Genomic DNA, 14,501 nt, shown 5'->3' on the forward strand with positions numbered 1-14,501 from the left:
CGGAGTGGCCGGGCGACGGTGGAACGGTCAGGAGTCTGCTGCGTGACCCGGCTCGGCCGACCCCTCGGCCTCGGTCCGCACACCCTCGGCGTCCGGTCGGCCGGTGTGCTCGTCCTTGGGTCCGGCACCGGGGACCTGATCGCCCTTCTGCGCCCGGTAGGCGTCCTCGACCCGCTGACCGATGGCGGCGTCGATGGTGCGCCAGTACTCGAACACGCGGGACAGGACCGGCTCGCGGACGTCGTCGGGCATCAGGGAGCCGACGACCGTCTCGACGAGGCGCTGGCGCTGCTCGTCGTTGTAGACCTCACGCACGAGCGTGCCCGCCTGGCCGAAGTCGTCGTCGTCCGGGCGCAGGTCGTAGGCCTGACGCACCAGCTCGCCGTCGGCCTCCCAGCCGTTCTCCACGGGGCCGGTCTCGTCGGACCAGGGACGGGCGTAGGAGTTGGGCGCGTAGGTGGGCTGGTTGCCGGAGTGCAGGTAGGCCATCGGCCCGTCGAACTGGTACGCGTTGGTCTGCACCTTCGGCTGGTTCACGGGCAGATGCGCGAAGTTGGCGCCGATGCGGTGCCGCTGCGCGTCCGGGTAGGAGAAGACGCGCGCGAGCAGCATCTTGTCCGGAGACACCCCGGTGCCGGGCACCTGGTTGGCCGGAGAGAACGCGGCCTGCTCGATCTGGGCGTGGAAGTTGACCGGGTTGCGGTCCAGCGTCATCGTGCCCACCTTCACCAGCGGGTAGTCCGAGTGCGGCCACACCTTGGTCAGGTCGAACGGGTTGATGCGGTAGGTCTTGGCCTCCTCGTAGGGCATGACCTGGACGGACAGCACCCACGACGGGAAGTCGCCGCGCGCGATCGCGCCGAAGAGGTCGCGGCGGTGGACGTCGGCGTCCTCGCCGGCCAGCTTCCCGGCCTCCTCGTTCGTGAGGTTCTCCACGCCCTGGTTGCTGTGCCAGTGGTACTTGACCCAGAAGCGCTCACCCTGCGCGTTGACCCACATGTAGGTGTGCGAGGAGTACCCGTTCATGTGGCGCCAGGTCTTGGGCAGACCGCGGTCGCCCATGAGGTAGGTCACCTGGTGCGCCGACTCGGGCGTGCTGGTCCAGAAGTCCCACTGCATGTTGTTGGACCGCAGGCCGCTGTCGGGCAGGCGGCGCTGGCTGCGGATGAAGTGGGGGAACTTCATGGGGTCGCGCACGAAGAACACGGGGGTGTTGTTGCCGACCACGTCGAGGTTGCCCTCGGAGGAGTAGAGGCGCACGGAGAAGCCGCGGACGTCGCGCCAGGTGTCGGGGGAGCCCTGCTCGCCCGCCACGGTGGAGAACCGGACGAGGGACTCGGTCGTCGCGCCGGGCGCGAAGACGGCGGCCTTGGTGTAGCGCGAGACGTCCTCGGTCACCTCGAAGCGGCCGAAGGCACCCGAGCCCTTCGCGTGGGGCAGGCGCTCCGGCACCTTCTCGCGGTCGAAGTGCGCGAGGGTCTCGATGAGGCTGACGTCGTGCAGCAGGAGCGGCCCGTTGGCCCCGACGGACAACGAGGTGCGGTCCGAGCCGGACGGGGCTCCGCCCGTGGTCGTGGACCCCGTGGTGGTGGGGTGCTCGTCGTGGTGCTCGGCGTTGACGTACCCGTGCTGGGTGTGGGTCATGCGGTCTCCTTCGTGGTGGTGATGGCGGGTGTGGTCGGTGCGGCGGCACGGCAGGCGGGGCACACGCCCCAGTAGATGACCTCGGCCTCCTCGACCGCGAAGCCGAGGACCTGGGCAGGTGCGGGGTCGAGGCAGGGGCGGGACCCCACCGCGCAGGGGACGTCGACGATGACCTCGCAGCCCCGGCACACGACGTGGTGGTGGTTGTCCCCGTGGTCGACCTCGTAGCGGGCCACCGAGTGCGCGGGCTGGATCCGTCGGACCACACCCGCCGCGTCGAGCGCCGCCAGCACGTCGTAGACCCCCTGCACGGACACGCTGCCCGCTCGTGAACGGGCGAGGGCGAGCACACCTGCCGCGTCGACGTGGGGGTGCTGCTGGAGCACCTCGAGGACGGCGACCCTGGGCGTGGTGACCCGCAGCCCGGCCCTGCGCAGGAGCTCGGTCGCCGGTGTCATGGCTCTCAGTCGACCACGTTTTCTTGAATGGTTCAAGTGGAAGGATGCACGTTCCCGCCGTCGTCGCAGGGTCCTTCTGCTAGCATGGACCCTTGACCAGCCGGGCACTCACCTGCCCGACATGCAAGAGGGGCCCAGCCCCCACCCGCGTCGACCTCTCCGGTCGCCGGGTCCAGGTCCCCGCCACCTGCTCCGGCAGGGGGCGAACGTATGCCGTGGCGAGCGTCACGACATACTCCGCCGGTGTCCCCGGTGGGGTGGGACCGGTGGCGAAGGCCTCTTGCGCACCTCGTGCCAGGAGGCCTTTCTGGTGCCCGGGGTCCTCACGACAGACGAAGGAGCAAGCATCAGCGAGCCTCGCATCAATGACCGCATCCGTGTCCCGGAAGTGCGGTTGGTGGGCCCCAACGGGGAACAGGTCGGCATCGTGCGCGTCGAGGACGCGCTGAGGCTGGCCGCCGAGGCCGACCTCGACCTGGTCGAGGTGGCCCCGATGGCGCGTCCGCCCGTCGCCAAGCTCATGGACTACGGCAAGTACAAGTACGAAGCCGCGATGAAGGCACGTGAGGCCCGGAAGAACCAGGTCAACACCGTCATCAAGGAGATCAAGCTCCGCCCGAAGATCGACGACCACGACTACGGCACCAAGAAGGGCCACGTCGAGCGGTTCCTCAAGGGGGGCGACAAGGTCAAGGTCACGATCATGTTCCGCGGGCGCGAGCAGTCGCGGCCCGAGCTGGGCTTCCGCCTGCTCCAGCGCCTCGCCGAGGACGTCGCCGAGCTCGGTTTCGTCGAGAGCACCCCGCGCCAGGACGGCCGCAACATGGTGATGGTCATCGGCCCCGCCAAGAAGAAGACCGTCGTGCGCCTGGAGAAGCGTCGCGACGCCGAGCGCGCCGCCTCCGAGCACGGGCCTGAGGGCCCCGACGAGCTGCAGCACGCGCAGGACGAGTCGGCCGAGCAGACCCACGTCGACGACACCGAGACGGTCCAGTCCGAGACGGTCGAGTCCGAGACGGTCGAGTCCGAGACGGTCGAGTCCGAGACGGTCGACACCGAGACCCCCCAGACCGAGCAGGCGTGAGCCGGCGGCCACCGGCCGCCCGTCCCACCCCGCCCCACATCCACGCCCGTCGCCGCGGGCGAGACACGAAGGAGATCGGCCCATGCCGAAGATGAAGACCCACAGCGGTGCCAAGAAGCGCTTCCGCGTCACCGGGAGCGGCAAGCTCATGCGCCAGCGCGCCCGTCACGTGCACAAGTTCCAGGAGCGCAGCTCCACCGCTGCCCGTCGCCTCGTGAACGACGTGCCGGTGGCCAAGTCCGATGTCCGCAAGGTGAAGAAGATGCTCGGGCTCTGAGCCGCGAGCACTCTTCATCACCCACCCCCCCAACTAGTCAAGGAGACATCACGTGGCACGCGTGAAGCGGGCGGTCAACGCCCACAAGAAGCGCCGGGTCGTCCTGGAGCGCGCCAGCGGTTACCGCGGGCAGCGCAGCCGGCTCTACCGCAAGGCGAAGGAGCAGGTCACCCACTCGCTGGTCTACGCCTACAACGACCGCCGCAAGCGCAAGGGCGACTTCCGTAGGCTCTGGATCCAGCGGATCAACGCCGGCGCCCGCGCCAACGGCATGACCTACAACCGGTTCATCCAGGGCCTGAAGGCCGCCGAGGTGGAGGTCGACCGCCGCATGCTCGCCGAGCTGGCCGTGCACGACGAGGCCGCCTTCGCGGCCCTGGTCGAGCTCTCCCGCGCCAACGTGCCCGCGCAGGGCGAGAAGGCCACCTCCGCCGCCTGACCGGCGCGCCGGACCCGTGCATCACCACGCCCGCCCCAGCCCCGTGACCGACCAGCCGCTGCTGAGCAACGCTCGCAGCGACCGCGTCAAGCAGGTCGCGGCGCTGGGGCGCCGTGCTGCCCGGGACAGGCAGCGACGGTTCCTCGTCGAAGGACCGCAGGCGGTCCGGGAGCTCCTCGGGTATGCCGCGCCCGCCGCGGAGGTGCTGTACGTCACCGAGTCGGGCGCGGAGCGGCATACCGAGCTCGTCGACGCGGCGCGCGACGCCGGAGTGCCCGCGCGGGCCTGCACCGAGCAGGTCCTCGCGGCGATGGCCGGGACCGAGCACCCGCAGGGGGTGCTCGCGGTGGCCCGCCACGTCGACGTCCCGCTCGCCGACGCGCTCGACGCGGTGGGGGAGCGGGGCTTCGCGGTCGTCCTCACGCACGTGCGGGACCCCGGCAACGCCGGCACCGTGCTGCGCGGCGCGGACGCGTTCGGCGCCTCGGCCGTGCTGGTGAGCTCGGCCTCCGTCGACGTCTACAACCCCAAGGTCGTGCGCTCGACGGTCGGGTCGATCTTCCACCTCCCGGTGAGCACCGGCACCCCCGTGCCGGAGCTGCTGTCCGCCTGCCGGGCCAGGGGCATCCGGCTGCTCGCGGCCGACGGCTCGGGCACCACCCTGCTCCCCGACGTCGACCTCGCTGGTCCCCACGCCTGGGTGCTGGGCAACGAGGCATGGGGGCTGGAGCCCGGGGTCCGTGACGCCTGCGACGAGGTCGTGGCCATCCCGATCCAGCGCGCAGAGTCGCTCAACCTCGCGATGGCGGCCACCGTCTGCCTCCACGCCTCCGGAAGCACACGCCGGCGCTGACGGGCTCGGGACCACGGCGTCGGGACCACGGCGTCGGGTTGCCTACACTTGCGCAGGTGTCCGGACCCAACACGAACTACGACCCCGTCGAGGTCGCCGCCCTGGCCCCCGAGGCGGTCGAGGCCGCGGTCGAGGCCGCGCTGAGCGCGGTCGCCGCCGCCACCACGCTGGAGGAGCTCAAGGCAGCGCGACTGGCCCACGCCGGCGAGCGCTCCGCCCTCGCCCTGGCCAACCGTGAGATCGGGGCGCTTCCCCCCAGCGCGAAGGCCGAGGCCGGCAAGCGGGTCGGCCAGGCCCGCGGGCGGGTCGGCGGGGCGCTGGCAGAGCGTCAGGGCGTCCTCGAGGTGGAGCGCGACGAGCGCATCCTGGTCGAGGAGTCCGTCGACCTCACCGTGGTGCCGGGGCGGCGTCCCCTCGGCCGACGCCACGTGCTCACGGTGACGGCCGAGCGGATGGCCGATGTCATGACCGGCATGGGCTGGGAGATCGCCGAGGGCCCCGGCGTCGAGGCAGAGTGGTTCAACTTCGACGCCCTCAACTTCGACAAGGACCACCCTGCCCGGCAGATGCAGGACACCTTCTTCGTCGACCCGGCCGACGCGGGGCTGGTGCTGCGGACCCACACCTCTCCGGTGCAGGCCAGGGCGCTGCTGGAGCGCGGCGTGCCCCTCTACGTCGCCGTGCCGGGCAAGACCTTCCGCACCGACGAGCTGGACGCGACGCACACGCCGGTCTTCCACCAGCTCGAGGGGCTGGCCGTCGACGAAGGGCTGACGATGGCCCACCTCAAGGGCACGCTGGACCGGCTCGCCGAGGGCATGTTCGGCCCCGGCATCGTGAGTCGGCTGCGGCCCGCCTTCTTCCCCTTCACCGAACCCAGCGCCGAGATGGACTTCCGGTGCTTCGTCTGCCGGGGGGAGGCGACCGCCGGCACCTGCCGCACGTGCGGCGGCACGGGCTGGATCGAGTGGGGTGGCTGCGGCATGGTCAACCACAACGTGCTGCGCGCCTGCGGGGTCGACCCGGAGCGCTACCAGGGCTTCGCCTTCGGTATGGGCGTGGAACGGACAGCGATGTTCCGCCACGGCATCAGCGACATGCGGGAGATGATCGAGGGAGACGTGCGCTTCAACGCGCAGTTCGGGATGGAGATCTGATGCGGGTTCCGGTCGACTGGCTCGGCGAGTACGTCGAGCTGCCGCAGGGGGTCACCGGCGCGCAGATCGCGGCCGACCTCGTCGCGGTCGGGCTCGAGGAGGAGGGCCTGCACGGTGGCGACGTCACCGGCCCCCTCGTCGTCGGGCGGGTGCTGGAGAAGCACCCCGAGCCGCAGAAGAACGGCAAGACGGTCAACTGGTGCCAGGTCGACGTCGCTGACGCGAACGGCACGGGCGAGCCGCAGGGCATCGTCTGCGGTGCGCACAACTTCGAGGTCGGCGACCTGGTCGCGGTGATCCTGCCCGGGGGAGTGCTTCCCGGCGACTTCTCCATCGGGGCCCGCAAGACCTACGGGCACCTCTCCGCCGGGATGATCTGCTCGGTCAAGGAGCTCGGTATCGGGCAGGACCACGAGGGCATCATCGTGCTGCCCAGGCTGATGGGGGAGGAGGCCGCGGCCCACCTGCAGCCTGGCGAGGACCTGATCCCCGTCCTCGGGCTGGACCGCGAGGTGGTCGAGGTCAACGTCACCCCGGACCGCGGCTACTGCTTCAGCCTGCGCGGCATCGCCCGCGAGTACGCGCACTCCACCGGTGCCGCCTTCACCGACCCCGCGCGGCTCCCGGTCGACCCGGCCACGGGCGGAGGGTATGCCGTGGAGCTGGCGGACCGGTCCCCGCTCGGCGGGGTGCCCGGCTGCACGCGCTACGTCGCCCGGACCGTGCGCGGTCTGGACCTGGCCCGCGAGACGCCGGGCTGGATGGCGCGCCGGCTGCTCGAGGCCGGGATGCGGCCGATCAGCCTGGCCGTGGACGTCACCAACTACGTCATGCTCGCGCTGGGTCAGCCGTTGCACGCCTTCGACCTGGCCACGCTCGAGGGGCCGATCGTGGTGCGCCGGGCGGCGGCCGGCGAGCGGCTGCGCACGCTGGACGACGTCGACCGGCAGCTGGACGGGGAGGACCTGCTCATCACCGACTCCGGCACCCGCGTCCTGGCCCTCGCCGGGGTCATGGGCGGCGAGGACGGCGAGGTGACGCCGGGGCAGACCAGCGACGTGCTCGTCGAGTCTGCCCACTTCGACCCGCGCAGCGTGGCCCGCAGCGCCCGGCGCCACCGGCTCTCGACCGAGGCGTCCAAGCGGTTCGAGCGCGGCGTCGACCCGGACGTCACCGACGCGGCGGCCCAGCTGGCCGTCGACCTGCTGGTCGAGCTCGGCGGCGGCACGGCCGACCCGGCCATCACCGACGTCGACGGGCGCACCCCCCGGCCGCGGCTGGAGCTGGCGCTCGACCTGCCCACGCGCTACGTGGGCGTCGACTACACGCCTGAGCGCGTCCGCGAGATCCTCACGATGATCGGCTGCGAGGTCGACGACGCGGGCGAGGGTCGCCTCTGGGTCCTTCCGCCCAGCTGGCGGCCCGACCTCACCGACGCGCCCGGCCTCGTCGAGGAGGTCGCGCGCATCGACGGCTACGACCGGATCCCCTCGGTCCTGCCCCGCGCCGTGGGCGGCCGCGGACTCACCCACGACCAGCGCTCCCGCCGCGCCGTCGCCGCCGCCCTCGCCGCGCAGGGGCTGCACGAGGTCCTCACCTACCCGTTCGTCGCGTCGGAGCGCCTGGACGACCTCGGGCTGCCGGCCGCCGACCCTCGCAGGCAGGCGCTCAGGCTGGCCAACCCGCTCTCCGACGAGGCCCCCCTGATGCGCACCGAGCTGCTGCAGACGCTGCCGGAAGCGTTACGGCGCAACGTGTCGCGTGGTTCCCGCGACGTGGCGATCTTCGAGATCGACACGGTCACCCTCCCGGTCCCGGGTGCGGCCGCCCCCGTGCCCGACGTCGGCGCCCGTCCCGACGACCGCACGCTCGAGGCGATCCGCGCCGCCGTCCCCGCCCAGCCGTGGCACGTCGCGGTCGTCGCCGCCGGACAGTCCGACCGGGCCGGGTGGTGGGGACCTGGGCGCCCTCTCGACGTCACCGACGTGGTGGGCTGGGCCCACGGCGTCTGCGACACCCTGGGTGTCGCGGTCTCGCGACGGCAGACCGAGCGGGCGCCGTTCCACCCGGGGCGGTGCGTCGAGCTGGCCCTGGAGGACGGCACGACCGTCGGCTGGGCCGGTGAGCTGCACCCGAAGGTGGTCCAGCGGCTGGGTCTGCCCGAGCGCAGCTGCGCCGCCGAGCTCGACCTGGACGTCCTGCTCGCGGCCAGCGACCACCGGACCCAGGTCCGGCCGCTGTCGACGCACCCCATGGCCTCCTCCGACGTCGCGCTGGTCGTGGCCCTCGACGTCCGCCACGGGGACGTCGAGAAGTCGCTGCGCGCCGGCGCCGGCCCGCTGCTGGAGTCGGTGGAGCTGTTCGACGTCTACGTCGGCGACCAGCTCGGGCCCGACCGTCAGTCGCTCGCGTTCCGGATGCACTTCCGGGCACCCGACCGCACGCTGACCACTGACGAGGTCAACGCGGCGCGCGACGCCGCCGTGGCGTGCGCGGCCCAGGACCACGGGGCGGTGCAACGGTGAGCGGACTGGCGCTGGTCACCGGCGCGTCCCGGGGCATCGGCGACCACATCGTCCGTGCGCTCCTCGCCGCCGGCTGGCGGGTCGTGGGGCTGTCCCGCTCGGGGCAGGTCGCCGACGGGGCGCAGGGCCGGGTCTGCGACGTCACGGACGCTGGCGTGGTGGACGAGGTCGTGGCCTCGGTCGTCTCCGAGCACGGGCGCATCGACCTGCTGGTCAACAACGCGGGGCTCGTCGAGCCGGAGCGTCCCGTGTGGGAGTCCGAGGTCGAGGAGTGGTGGCAGGTGCTCGTCACCAACGTGCGCGGTCCCTATCTGCTGACGCGGGCCGTGGTGCCGCACATGATCGCGGCCGGCGGGGGGCGGATCGTCAACCTCAACTCCGGTGCCGGGACCCGCGAGAACCCGCTGCTCACGGCATACACCGCCTCGAAGTCCGCACTGGCCCGCCTCACCGGCGGCACCGCCGCCGCCGGGGCCGAGCACGGGGTGCGCGCCTTCGACCTGGCCCCCGGCGTGGTCGAGACCGACATGACCCACTCGATGCGCATGCACGAGGGTCGCTCCGACTGGACCTCTCCCGCGGACGTCACCGCACTGCTGCTCGCGCTCGCCGGCGGCGAGCTCGACGGCTTCTCCGGTCGCATGGTGCGGGCCGGCTCCGACGACCTCGACCAGCTGCGCACCCGTTCCTCCGCAGGTCTCGGCGAGGGTGAGCGGATGCTCCGGCTGCGCCCGTGGGGCGACGACGACCCCCTCGCGGGCTGAGGTGTATGGCGTCCGGCTGGCCTGGGAGGACCTCCCCGGCCAGGTGCGGGGCTGGGTGGAGGAGGTGCTCGGCGCCCCTGTCGCCCGGGCCGTCAGCCAGCCGGGCGGGTTCTCGCCGGGCAGCGCCGACCGTGTCGTCACCACCTCGGGCCGGCGGGCGTTCGTCAAGGCGGTGAGCGACCGTCCCAACCCCGGGACCCCCGCGCTGCACCGTCGTGAGATCGAGGTGCTCCGAGACCTCACCGACCTTCCCGAGGTCCCCCGGCTCCTCGCGAGCGAGGACGACGGCGAGTGGGTCGTCCTCGTCGTCGAGGACGTCGAGGGCCGCCACCCGCACCTGCCCTGGCGGCAGGAGGAGGTGGACGCGACCCTCACGACCCTGCGCGGGCTCGCTGACCGTCGGGCGCCGGGCGCGTGGCCGGCCCTGCCCGAGGTGCTCGCCGAGGAGATGGGCGCGTGTCGGCGGCTCGGGGAGGCGCCCGACGTCCTCGAGGCACTCCACCCCTGGCTCGTCCAGCGGATGGACGAGCTCGTGGAGCTGTGCGACCGCACCCTCCCGCGGCTGGCCGGCGACCGCGTCTGCCACCTCGACGTGCGCGCCGACAACCTGCTCGTCGGTGCCGACGGCCGCGTGCGGCTGGTCGACTGGCCGTGGGCCGCCCGCGGCGCGCCCTGGACGGACGCGGCGTCCTTGCTCGTCAACGTCCGCTGGGGCGGGGACCTCGACCTGCGTCCCCACCTGGACGCCGTCCTCGACCTGGGTGCCGAGCCGGAGGACGTGCTGGGGCTGGTCGCCGGGCTGGCCGGCCTGTTCACCGAGGCCGCGCGCACGCCACCGGCACCCGGCCTGCCCACCCTCCGGGAGTTCCAGCGGCAGCAGGCGGTCGCCGCGACACGGGTGCTGGAGGAGCTGTGGACCTGGGCGCGCCCTGGATAGTCATGCAGAGGCCTGTATAGTCACGCTGTGTGACGACCATTCCGATGACGCGGGCCGCGCGGCACCAGAGGATCGCCGACCTGCTCGACCGGAACGCGATCGGTTCCCAGGGACAGCTGCTCGACCTGCTGGCCGAGGACGGCATCAGCGTCACCCAGGCCACCCTCTCCCGGGACCTCGTGGACCTCGGCGCCGTCAAGATCCGCCAGGGACGCCAGCTGGTGTACGCCGTGCCCGCCGAGGGCGGCGACACCACCCCCCGGCCGGCCCAGGACGCGGGGCATGTCTCCGCGAGGCTGCACCGGCTCCTGCAGGAGCTCCTGGTGAGCGCCCGCGCGGTCGGCAACCAGGTGGTCCTGCGCACACCGCCGGGCGCCGCGCAGTTCCTGGCCGCGGCGATCGACCGCAGCGACGACCCCGACATCCTGGGCACCATCGCCGGGGACGACACCATCCTCGTCATCACCACCGAGGCCGACGGCGGCCCGTCCACCGCGCACCGGCTGCTGTCCCTCGCGGACGACTCCGACCCGCGCGAGCCGTAGCAGCGCGGGCCCGGGCGCTGGACGTCGGCCGACCTCGGTCCTCCCCGGTCCACCTCGGTGAGAGGATGGCCCGCATGACTGTGAGCCTGTGGGGCGGCCGTTTCACCGGCGGCCCCAGCGACGCCCTGGCGGCCCTGAGCAAGAGCACGCACTTCGACTGGCGGCTGGCGCCGTACGACCTGGCCGGCTCTCGCGCCCACGCCCGGGTCCTGCACCACGCCGGTCTGCTCTCGGACGCCCACCTGGCCACGATGCTCGACGGCCTCCGCAGCCTCGGCGCGGACGTCGCCTCCGGGGCCTTCGTGCCGGCCGAGGGCGACGAGGACGTCCACACCGCCCTCGAGCGGAGCCTCATCGAGCGGATCGGGCCGGACGTCGGGGGCCGGCTGCGTGCAGGACGGTCTCGCAACGACCAGGTGGCCACGCTCTTCCGGATGTACCTCCGAGACCAGGCCAGGGCACTCTCGGGCAAGGTGCTGGACGTGGTGCAGGCCCTCACCGACCAGGCGGCCCGCCACCACGGGGTGGCGATGCCGGGTCGCACGCACCTCCAGCACGCCCAGCCGGTCCTGCTCGCGCACCACCTTCAGGCGCACGCCTGGGCCCTGCTCCGCGACGTCGAGCGCTGGCGCGACTGGGACGTCCGCGCAGCGGTCTCGCCCTACGGCTCCGGGGCGCTGGCGGGCTCCTCACTCGGCCTGGACCCCGAGGCGATCGCCCACGACCTGGGCATGCCGAGGTCCGTCGAGAACTCGATCGACGGCACCGCCTCCCGGGACTTCGCCGCGGAGTTCTCGTTCGTGACCGCCATGGTCGGGATCAACCTCTCGCGGATCGCCGAGGAGGTGATCCTCTGGGCCACGGCTGAGTTCGGGTTCGTGCGCCTCGACGACGCCTTCTCGACGGGGTCGAGCATCATGCCGCAGAAGAAGAACCCGGACGTCGCGGAGCTGGCGCGCGGCAAGGCCGGGCGTCTCATCGGCGACCACGCCGGCCTCCTCGCCTCCCTCAAGGGGCTTCCCCTGGCCTACAACCGCGACCTCCAGGAGGACAAGGAACCGGTCTTCGACGCCGTCGACACCCTCGAGGTGCTGCTCCCCGCCGTCTCCGGCATGGTCGCGACGCTCACCTTCTACCCCGAGCGGCTCGAGGAGCTCGCCCCCCAGGGGTTCTCCCTGGCCACCGACGTGGCCGAGTGGTTGGTCCGCGAGGGGGTGCCCTTCCGGGTGGCCCACGAGGTGGCGGGGGAGTGCGTGCGCGTCTGCGAGGAGCGCGGGATCGGCCTGGACGCCCTCGACGACGAGGACCTGCGCGAGATCAGCGAGCATCTCCACCCTGGGGTGCGCACGGTCCTGACCGTGCAGGGGTCGCTGGCCTCCCGCAACGCCCACGGTGGCACGGCCCCGGCCCGGGTCAACGAGCAGCGTGCCCACCTCATCCACGAGGTGGCCCAGCTCCGGCACTGGGTCGAGGAGGCACCGGTGGTGCGCGATTGACCCCGCTCGCGCTCGTCGGGCCGTCGCGCGACTTCTTCACCCGCCCCGTCCTGGAGGTGGCGCCCGAGCTGCTCGGTGCGCACCTGGCGGCCGGTGGGGTGACGGTCCGCGTCACCGAGGTCGAGGCCTACGCCGGCACCCGTGACCCGGGGTCGCACGCCTACCGCGGACCCACCCCGCGCACCGAGGTGATGTTCGGCCCGGCGGCGCACCTCTACGTCTACTTCTCCTACGGCATGCACTGGTGCTGCAACGTGGTCTGCGGCCCGGAGGGCGAGGCCGCGGCGGTCCTGCTGCGGGCCGGGGAGGTCGTGGACGGTATGCAGCGCGCGCGCTCCCGTCGAGACGCCGGTCGCGACCGGCCGCACCCCGTGCGTGACCTCGCCCGGGGTCCGGCCCGGCTGGCGTCCACCCTGGGGCTGAACCGGGACCACGACGGTCTCGACCTGCTGGCGCCCGCCGCCGCCGTCCAGGTGCAGGTGCCCGTCGCCCCCCACGGCACCCGGGTGCGCCGCGGTCCGCGGGTCGGGGTGTCGGGACCGGGCGGTGACGCCACGGTCTACCCGTGGCGGTTCTGGCTCGACGGCGAACCGACGGTGTCGGCCTACCGTCCGGCGGTCGGACGTCCGCCCGGGAGCGGAGGACCCCGCTCGTCTCCTGCCGGGACGGCGGCCCCTCGCACGTAGGCTTGGGCCCGGGCCGGACGCCCACCCGGCGGCGCGACGCCATACCCCGAACCGGAAGGACCGACCACCGTGACGAGCATCCTGGACGAGCTGCAGTGGCGTGGACTGGTGGCGCAGACCACCGACGAGCCCGCCCTGCGCGCTGCGTTCGACGACGGACCGGTCACCGTCTACTGCGGCTTCGACCCGACGGCGGCCAGCCTGCACTTCGGCAACCTCGTCCAGCTCATCGTGCTGAGGCACCTGCAGCGCGCTGGGCACCGGGTGCTGTGCCTCGTGGGCGGGTCGACCGGCCTGATCGGCGACCCCCGGCCGACGTCGGAGCGGGTGCTGAAGACCAAGGACCAGACCGCGGAGTGGGTGGAGCGGATCCAGCAGCAGGTCCGACCGTTCCTCGACGTGGACGGGCCGAACCCCGCGGTCTTCGTCAACAACCTCGACTGGACGGCGCCGATGAGCGCCCTGGACTTCCTGCGGGACGTGGGCAAGCACTTCCGGGTCAACCAGATGATCCGCAAGGAGGCGATCGCCGCGCGCCTGGAGAGCCAGGAGGGGATCTCCTACACCGAGTTCAGCTACCAGCTGCTGCAGGCCCTGGACTTCCTGCACCTCTACCGCGAGCACGGGTGCACGCTGCAGACGGGCGGGCTGGACCAGTGGGGCAACCTCACGGCCGGCGTGGACCTCATCCACCGCGCAGACGGGGGGACGGCCCACGTGCTGACGACACCCCTGATCACGGACGAGAACGGTGAGAAGTACGGCAAGTCGGCAGGCAACGCGGTGTGGCTGGCAGCGGACATGACCAGTCCCTACGCGTTCTACCAGTACTGGATCAACGTCGCCGACAGCGAGGTGGGCAAGCTCCTGAGGGTGTTCACCGACCGCACTCAGGACGAGGTCGTCACCCTGGAGCAGGCCTCCGTCGAACGGCCTCACCTGCGCGAGGCGCAGCGTGCCCTGGCCTCCGACGTCACCACCCTGGTCCACGGACCGGCGGCCACGGCGCAGGTCGAGGCCGCGAGCGAGGTCCTCTTCGGGCGCGGCGACCCGGCGGCCCTGGACGCCGGCACCCTGTCCGACGCGACCGCTGAGCTGCCGGGTGCACGGGTGCCGGTCGGCACGAGCGTGGTGGACGCACTCGTGGCGATCGGTGTGGTCGACAGCAAGGGGGCCGCGCGACGACTGATCGGCGAGGGCGGGGTGAGCGTCAACAACGCCAAGGTCGCCGACGTGGAGCGGGCCCTGCAGGCCGACGACTTCCTGCACGGGCAGGTGGCCCTCGTCCGCCGCGGCCGCAAGCACCTCGCAGCAGCCCGGAAGGGCCTGTGACCTGCAGAGTTGCCCTCCTCCCCGACCTCGCCTAGAGTTACTCCTCGCCGCACCGACAGGGAGGCACGGACACCAGCTGGTGGCCGGTCCCGGGTGAGGCCCTCCAGCTTCGACAGCACTGCTCAACAGAGCAGGGCACGGATTTGACTCCTGAAAGTCAGGCTGGATAACCTAGACAGGTTGCCCCAGGTAGCAGTGCACTTGATGAGTGTGGTGTTGGTGGTGTGCGTCCGATCCTTGAGAACTCAACAGCGTGTCAGATTATTGATGCCAATGTTTTATCTTTTTTGGCCACCATGTCTTG

14 protein-coding genes are annotated in these 14,501 nt (G+C 72.3%); 12 read left to right on the plus strand and 2 right to left on the minus strand.

What is annotated here, in order from left to right:
* Nucleotides 1–27: 27 nt before the first annotated feature.
* Together ACI3ET_RS07645 and ACI3ET_RS07650 are read right to left on the minus strand one after the other, a co-directional pair.
* Nucleotides 28–1,644: a catalase gene (locus ACI3ET_RS07645; RefSeq protein ID WP_405032412.1), complete on the minus strand. Its 1,617-nt coding sequence runs from the start codon at nucleotides 1,642–1,644 to the stop codon at nucleotides 28–30.
* The gene (locus ACI3ET_RS07650; RefSeq protein ID WP_405032413.1) at nucleotides 1,641–2,102 is read right to left on the minus strand and encodes a Fur family transcriptional regulator; all 462 of its coding nucleotides are present in this window, start codon (nucleotides 2,100–2,102) and stop codon (nucleotides 1,641–1,643) included. The genes ACI3ET_RS07645 and ACI3ET_RS07650 overlap by 4 nt, the downstream gene beginning before the upstream one ends.
* Before the next feature lie 397 nt (nucleotides 2,103–2,499).
* Between ACI3ET_RS07650 and infC the strand changes: the two genes are divergently transcribed.
* The 12 genes from infC (at nucleotide 2,500) to tyrS (ending at nucleotide 14,197) form a co-directional block, all read left to right on the plus strand.
* Complete coding sequence (gene infC, locus ACI3ET_RS07655; protein ID WP_405032414.1) at nucleotides 2,500–3,186, plus strand: translation initiation factor IF-3; 687 nt, start codon at nucleotides 2,500–2,502, stop codon at nucleotides 3,184–3,186.
* Nucleotides 3,187–3,268: 82 nt separating this feature from the next.
* Nucleotides 3,269–3,463 (plus strand): 50S ribosomal protein L35, encoded by a 195-nt coding sequence (gene rpmI, locus ACI3ET_RS07660; protein WP_405032415.1) that lies wholly within the window; start codon nucleotides 3,269–3,271, stop codon nucleotides 3,461–3,463.
* A gap of 52 nt (nucleotides 3,464–3,515) precedes the next feature.
* Nucleotides 3,516–3,902 carry a 50S ribosomal protein L20 gene (rplT, locus tag ACI3ET_RS07665; protein WP_405032416.1) on the plus strand — a complete coding sequence of 129 codons (387 nt, stop codon included), beginning with the start codon at nucleotides 3,516–3,518 and terminating at the stop codon, nucleotides 3,900–3,902.
* A gap of 43 nt (nucleotides 3,903–3,945) precedes the next feature.
* Nucleotides 3,946–4,755 (plus strand): TrmH family RNA methyltransferase, encoded by an 810-nt coding sequence (locus ACI3ET_RS07670; RefSeq protein WP_405032417.1) that lies wholly within the window; start codon nucleotides 3,946–3,948, stop codon nucleotides 4,753–4,755.
* Nucleotides 4,756–4,811: 56 nt separating this feature from the next.
* Nucleotides 4,812–5,912, plus strand: a complete 1,101-nt coding sequence (gene pheS, locus ACI3ET_RS07675) for a phenylalanine--tRNA ligase subunit alpha (protein WP_405032419.1) — start codon at nucleotides 4,812–4,814, stop codon at nucleotides 5,910–5,912.
* Entirely contained in the window at nucleotides 5,912–8,437 is a 2,526-nt protein-coding gene (gene pheT / locus ACI3ET_RS07680) for a phenylalanine--tRNA ligase subunit beta (RefSeq protein WP_405032420.1), read from the plus strand. The genes pheS and pheT overlap by 1 nt, the downstream gene beginning before the upstream one ends.
* On the plus strand, nucleotides 8,434–9,201 hold the full coding sequence (locus tag ACI3ET_RS07685) for an SDR family NAD(P)-dependent oxidoreductase (protein WP_405032421.1): 768 nt from the start codon (nucleotides 8,434–8,436) through the stop codon (nucleotides 9,199–9,201). The genes pheT and ACI3ET_RS07685 overlap by 4 nt, the downstream gene beginning before the upstream one ends.
* Nucleotides 9,146–10,138 carry an aminoglycoside phosphotransferase family protein gene (locus ACI3ET_RS07690; RefSeq protein WP_405032422.1) on the plus strand — a complete coding sequence of 331 codons (993 nt, stop codon included), beginning with the start codon at nucleotides 9,146–9,148 and terminating at the stop codon, nucleotides 10,136–10,138. Before ACI3ET_RS07685 ends, ACI3ET_RS07690 begins: the two co-directional genes overlap by 56 nt.
* Before the next feature lie 29 nt (nucleotides 10,139–10,167).
* Complete coding sequence (locus ACI3ET_RS07695) at nucleotides 10,168–10,683, plus strand: arginine repressor (RefSeq protein WP_405032423.1); 516 nt, start codon at nucleotides 10,168–10,170, stop codon at nucleotides 10,681–10,683.
* A gap of 74 nt (nucleotides 10,684–10,757) precedes the next feature.
* Complete coding sequence (gene argH / locus ACI3ET_RS07700) at nucleotides 10,758–12,179, plus strand: argininosuccinate lyase (protein ID WP_405032424.1); 1,422 nt, start codon at nucleotides 10,758–10,760, stop codon at nucleotides 12,177–12,179.
* Nucleotides 12,176–12,865 (plus strand): DNA-3-methyladenine glycosylase, encoded by a 690-nt coding sequence (locus ACI3ET_RS07705; RefSeq protein ID WP_405032425.1) that lies wholly within the window; start codon nucleotides 12,176–12,178, stop codon nucleotides 12,863–12,865. The genes argH and ACI3ET_RS07705 overlap by 4 nt, the downstream gene beginning before the upstream one ends.
* Before the next feature lie 69 nt (nucleotides 12,866–12,934).
* The gene (gene tyrS / locus ACI3ET_RS07710) at nucleotides 12,935–14,197 is read left to right on the plus strand and encodes a tyrosine--tRNA ligase (protein WP_405032426.1); all 1,263 of its coding nucleotides are present in this window, start codon (nucleotides 12,935–12,937) and stop codon (nucleotides 14,195–14,197) included.
* The last annotated feature ends 304 nt before the right edge of the window (nucleotides 14,198–14,501 follow it).

Origin of the sequence: Ornithinimicrobium jinqii (assembly GCF_045032595.1) — a bacterium.
Taxonomy (GTDB): Bacteria; Actinomycetota; Actinomycetes; order Actinomycetales; family Dermatophilaceae; genus Ornithinicoccus.

Bases quoted from the DNA above. Each gene is read 5' to 3' on its own strand.
- ACI3ET_RS07645 (WP_405032412.1), bottom strand. From the start codon at position 1,644: ATGACCCACACCCAGCACGGGTACGTCAACGCCGAGCACCACGACGAG.
- ACI3ET_RS07650 (WP_405032413.1), bottom strand. From the start codon at position 2,102: ATGACACCGGCGACCGAGCTCCTGCGCAGGGCCGGGCTGCGGGTCACC.
- rpmI (WP_405032415.1), top strand. From the start codon at position 3,269: ATGCCGAAGATGAAGACCCACAGCGGTGCCAAGAAGCGCTTCCGCGTC.
- pheT (WP_405032420.1), top strand. From the start codon at position 5,912: ATGCGGGTTCCGGTCGACTGGCTCGGCGAGTACGTCGAGCTGCCGCAG.
- argH (WP_405032424.1), top strand. From the start codon at position 10,758: ATGACTGTGAGCCTGTGGGGCGGCCGTTTCACCGGCGGCCCCAGCGAC.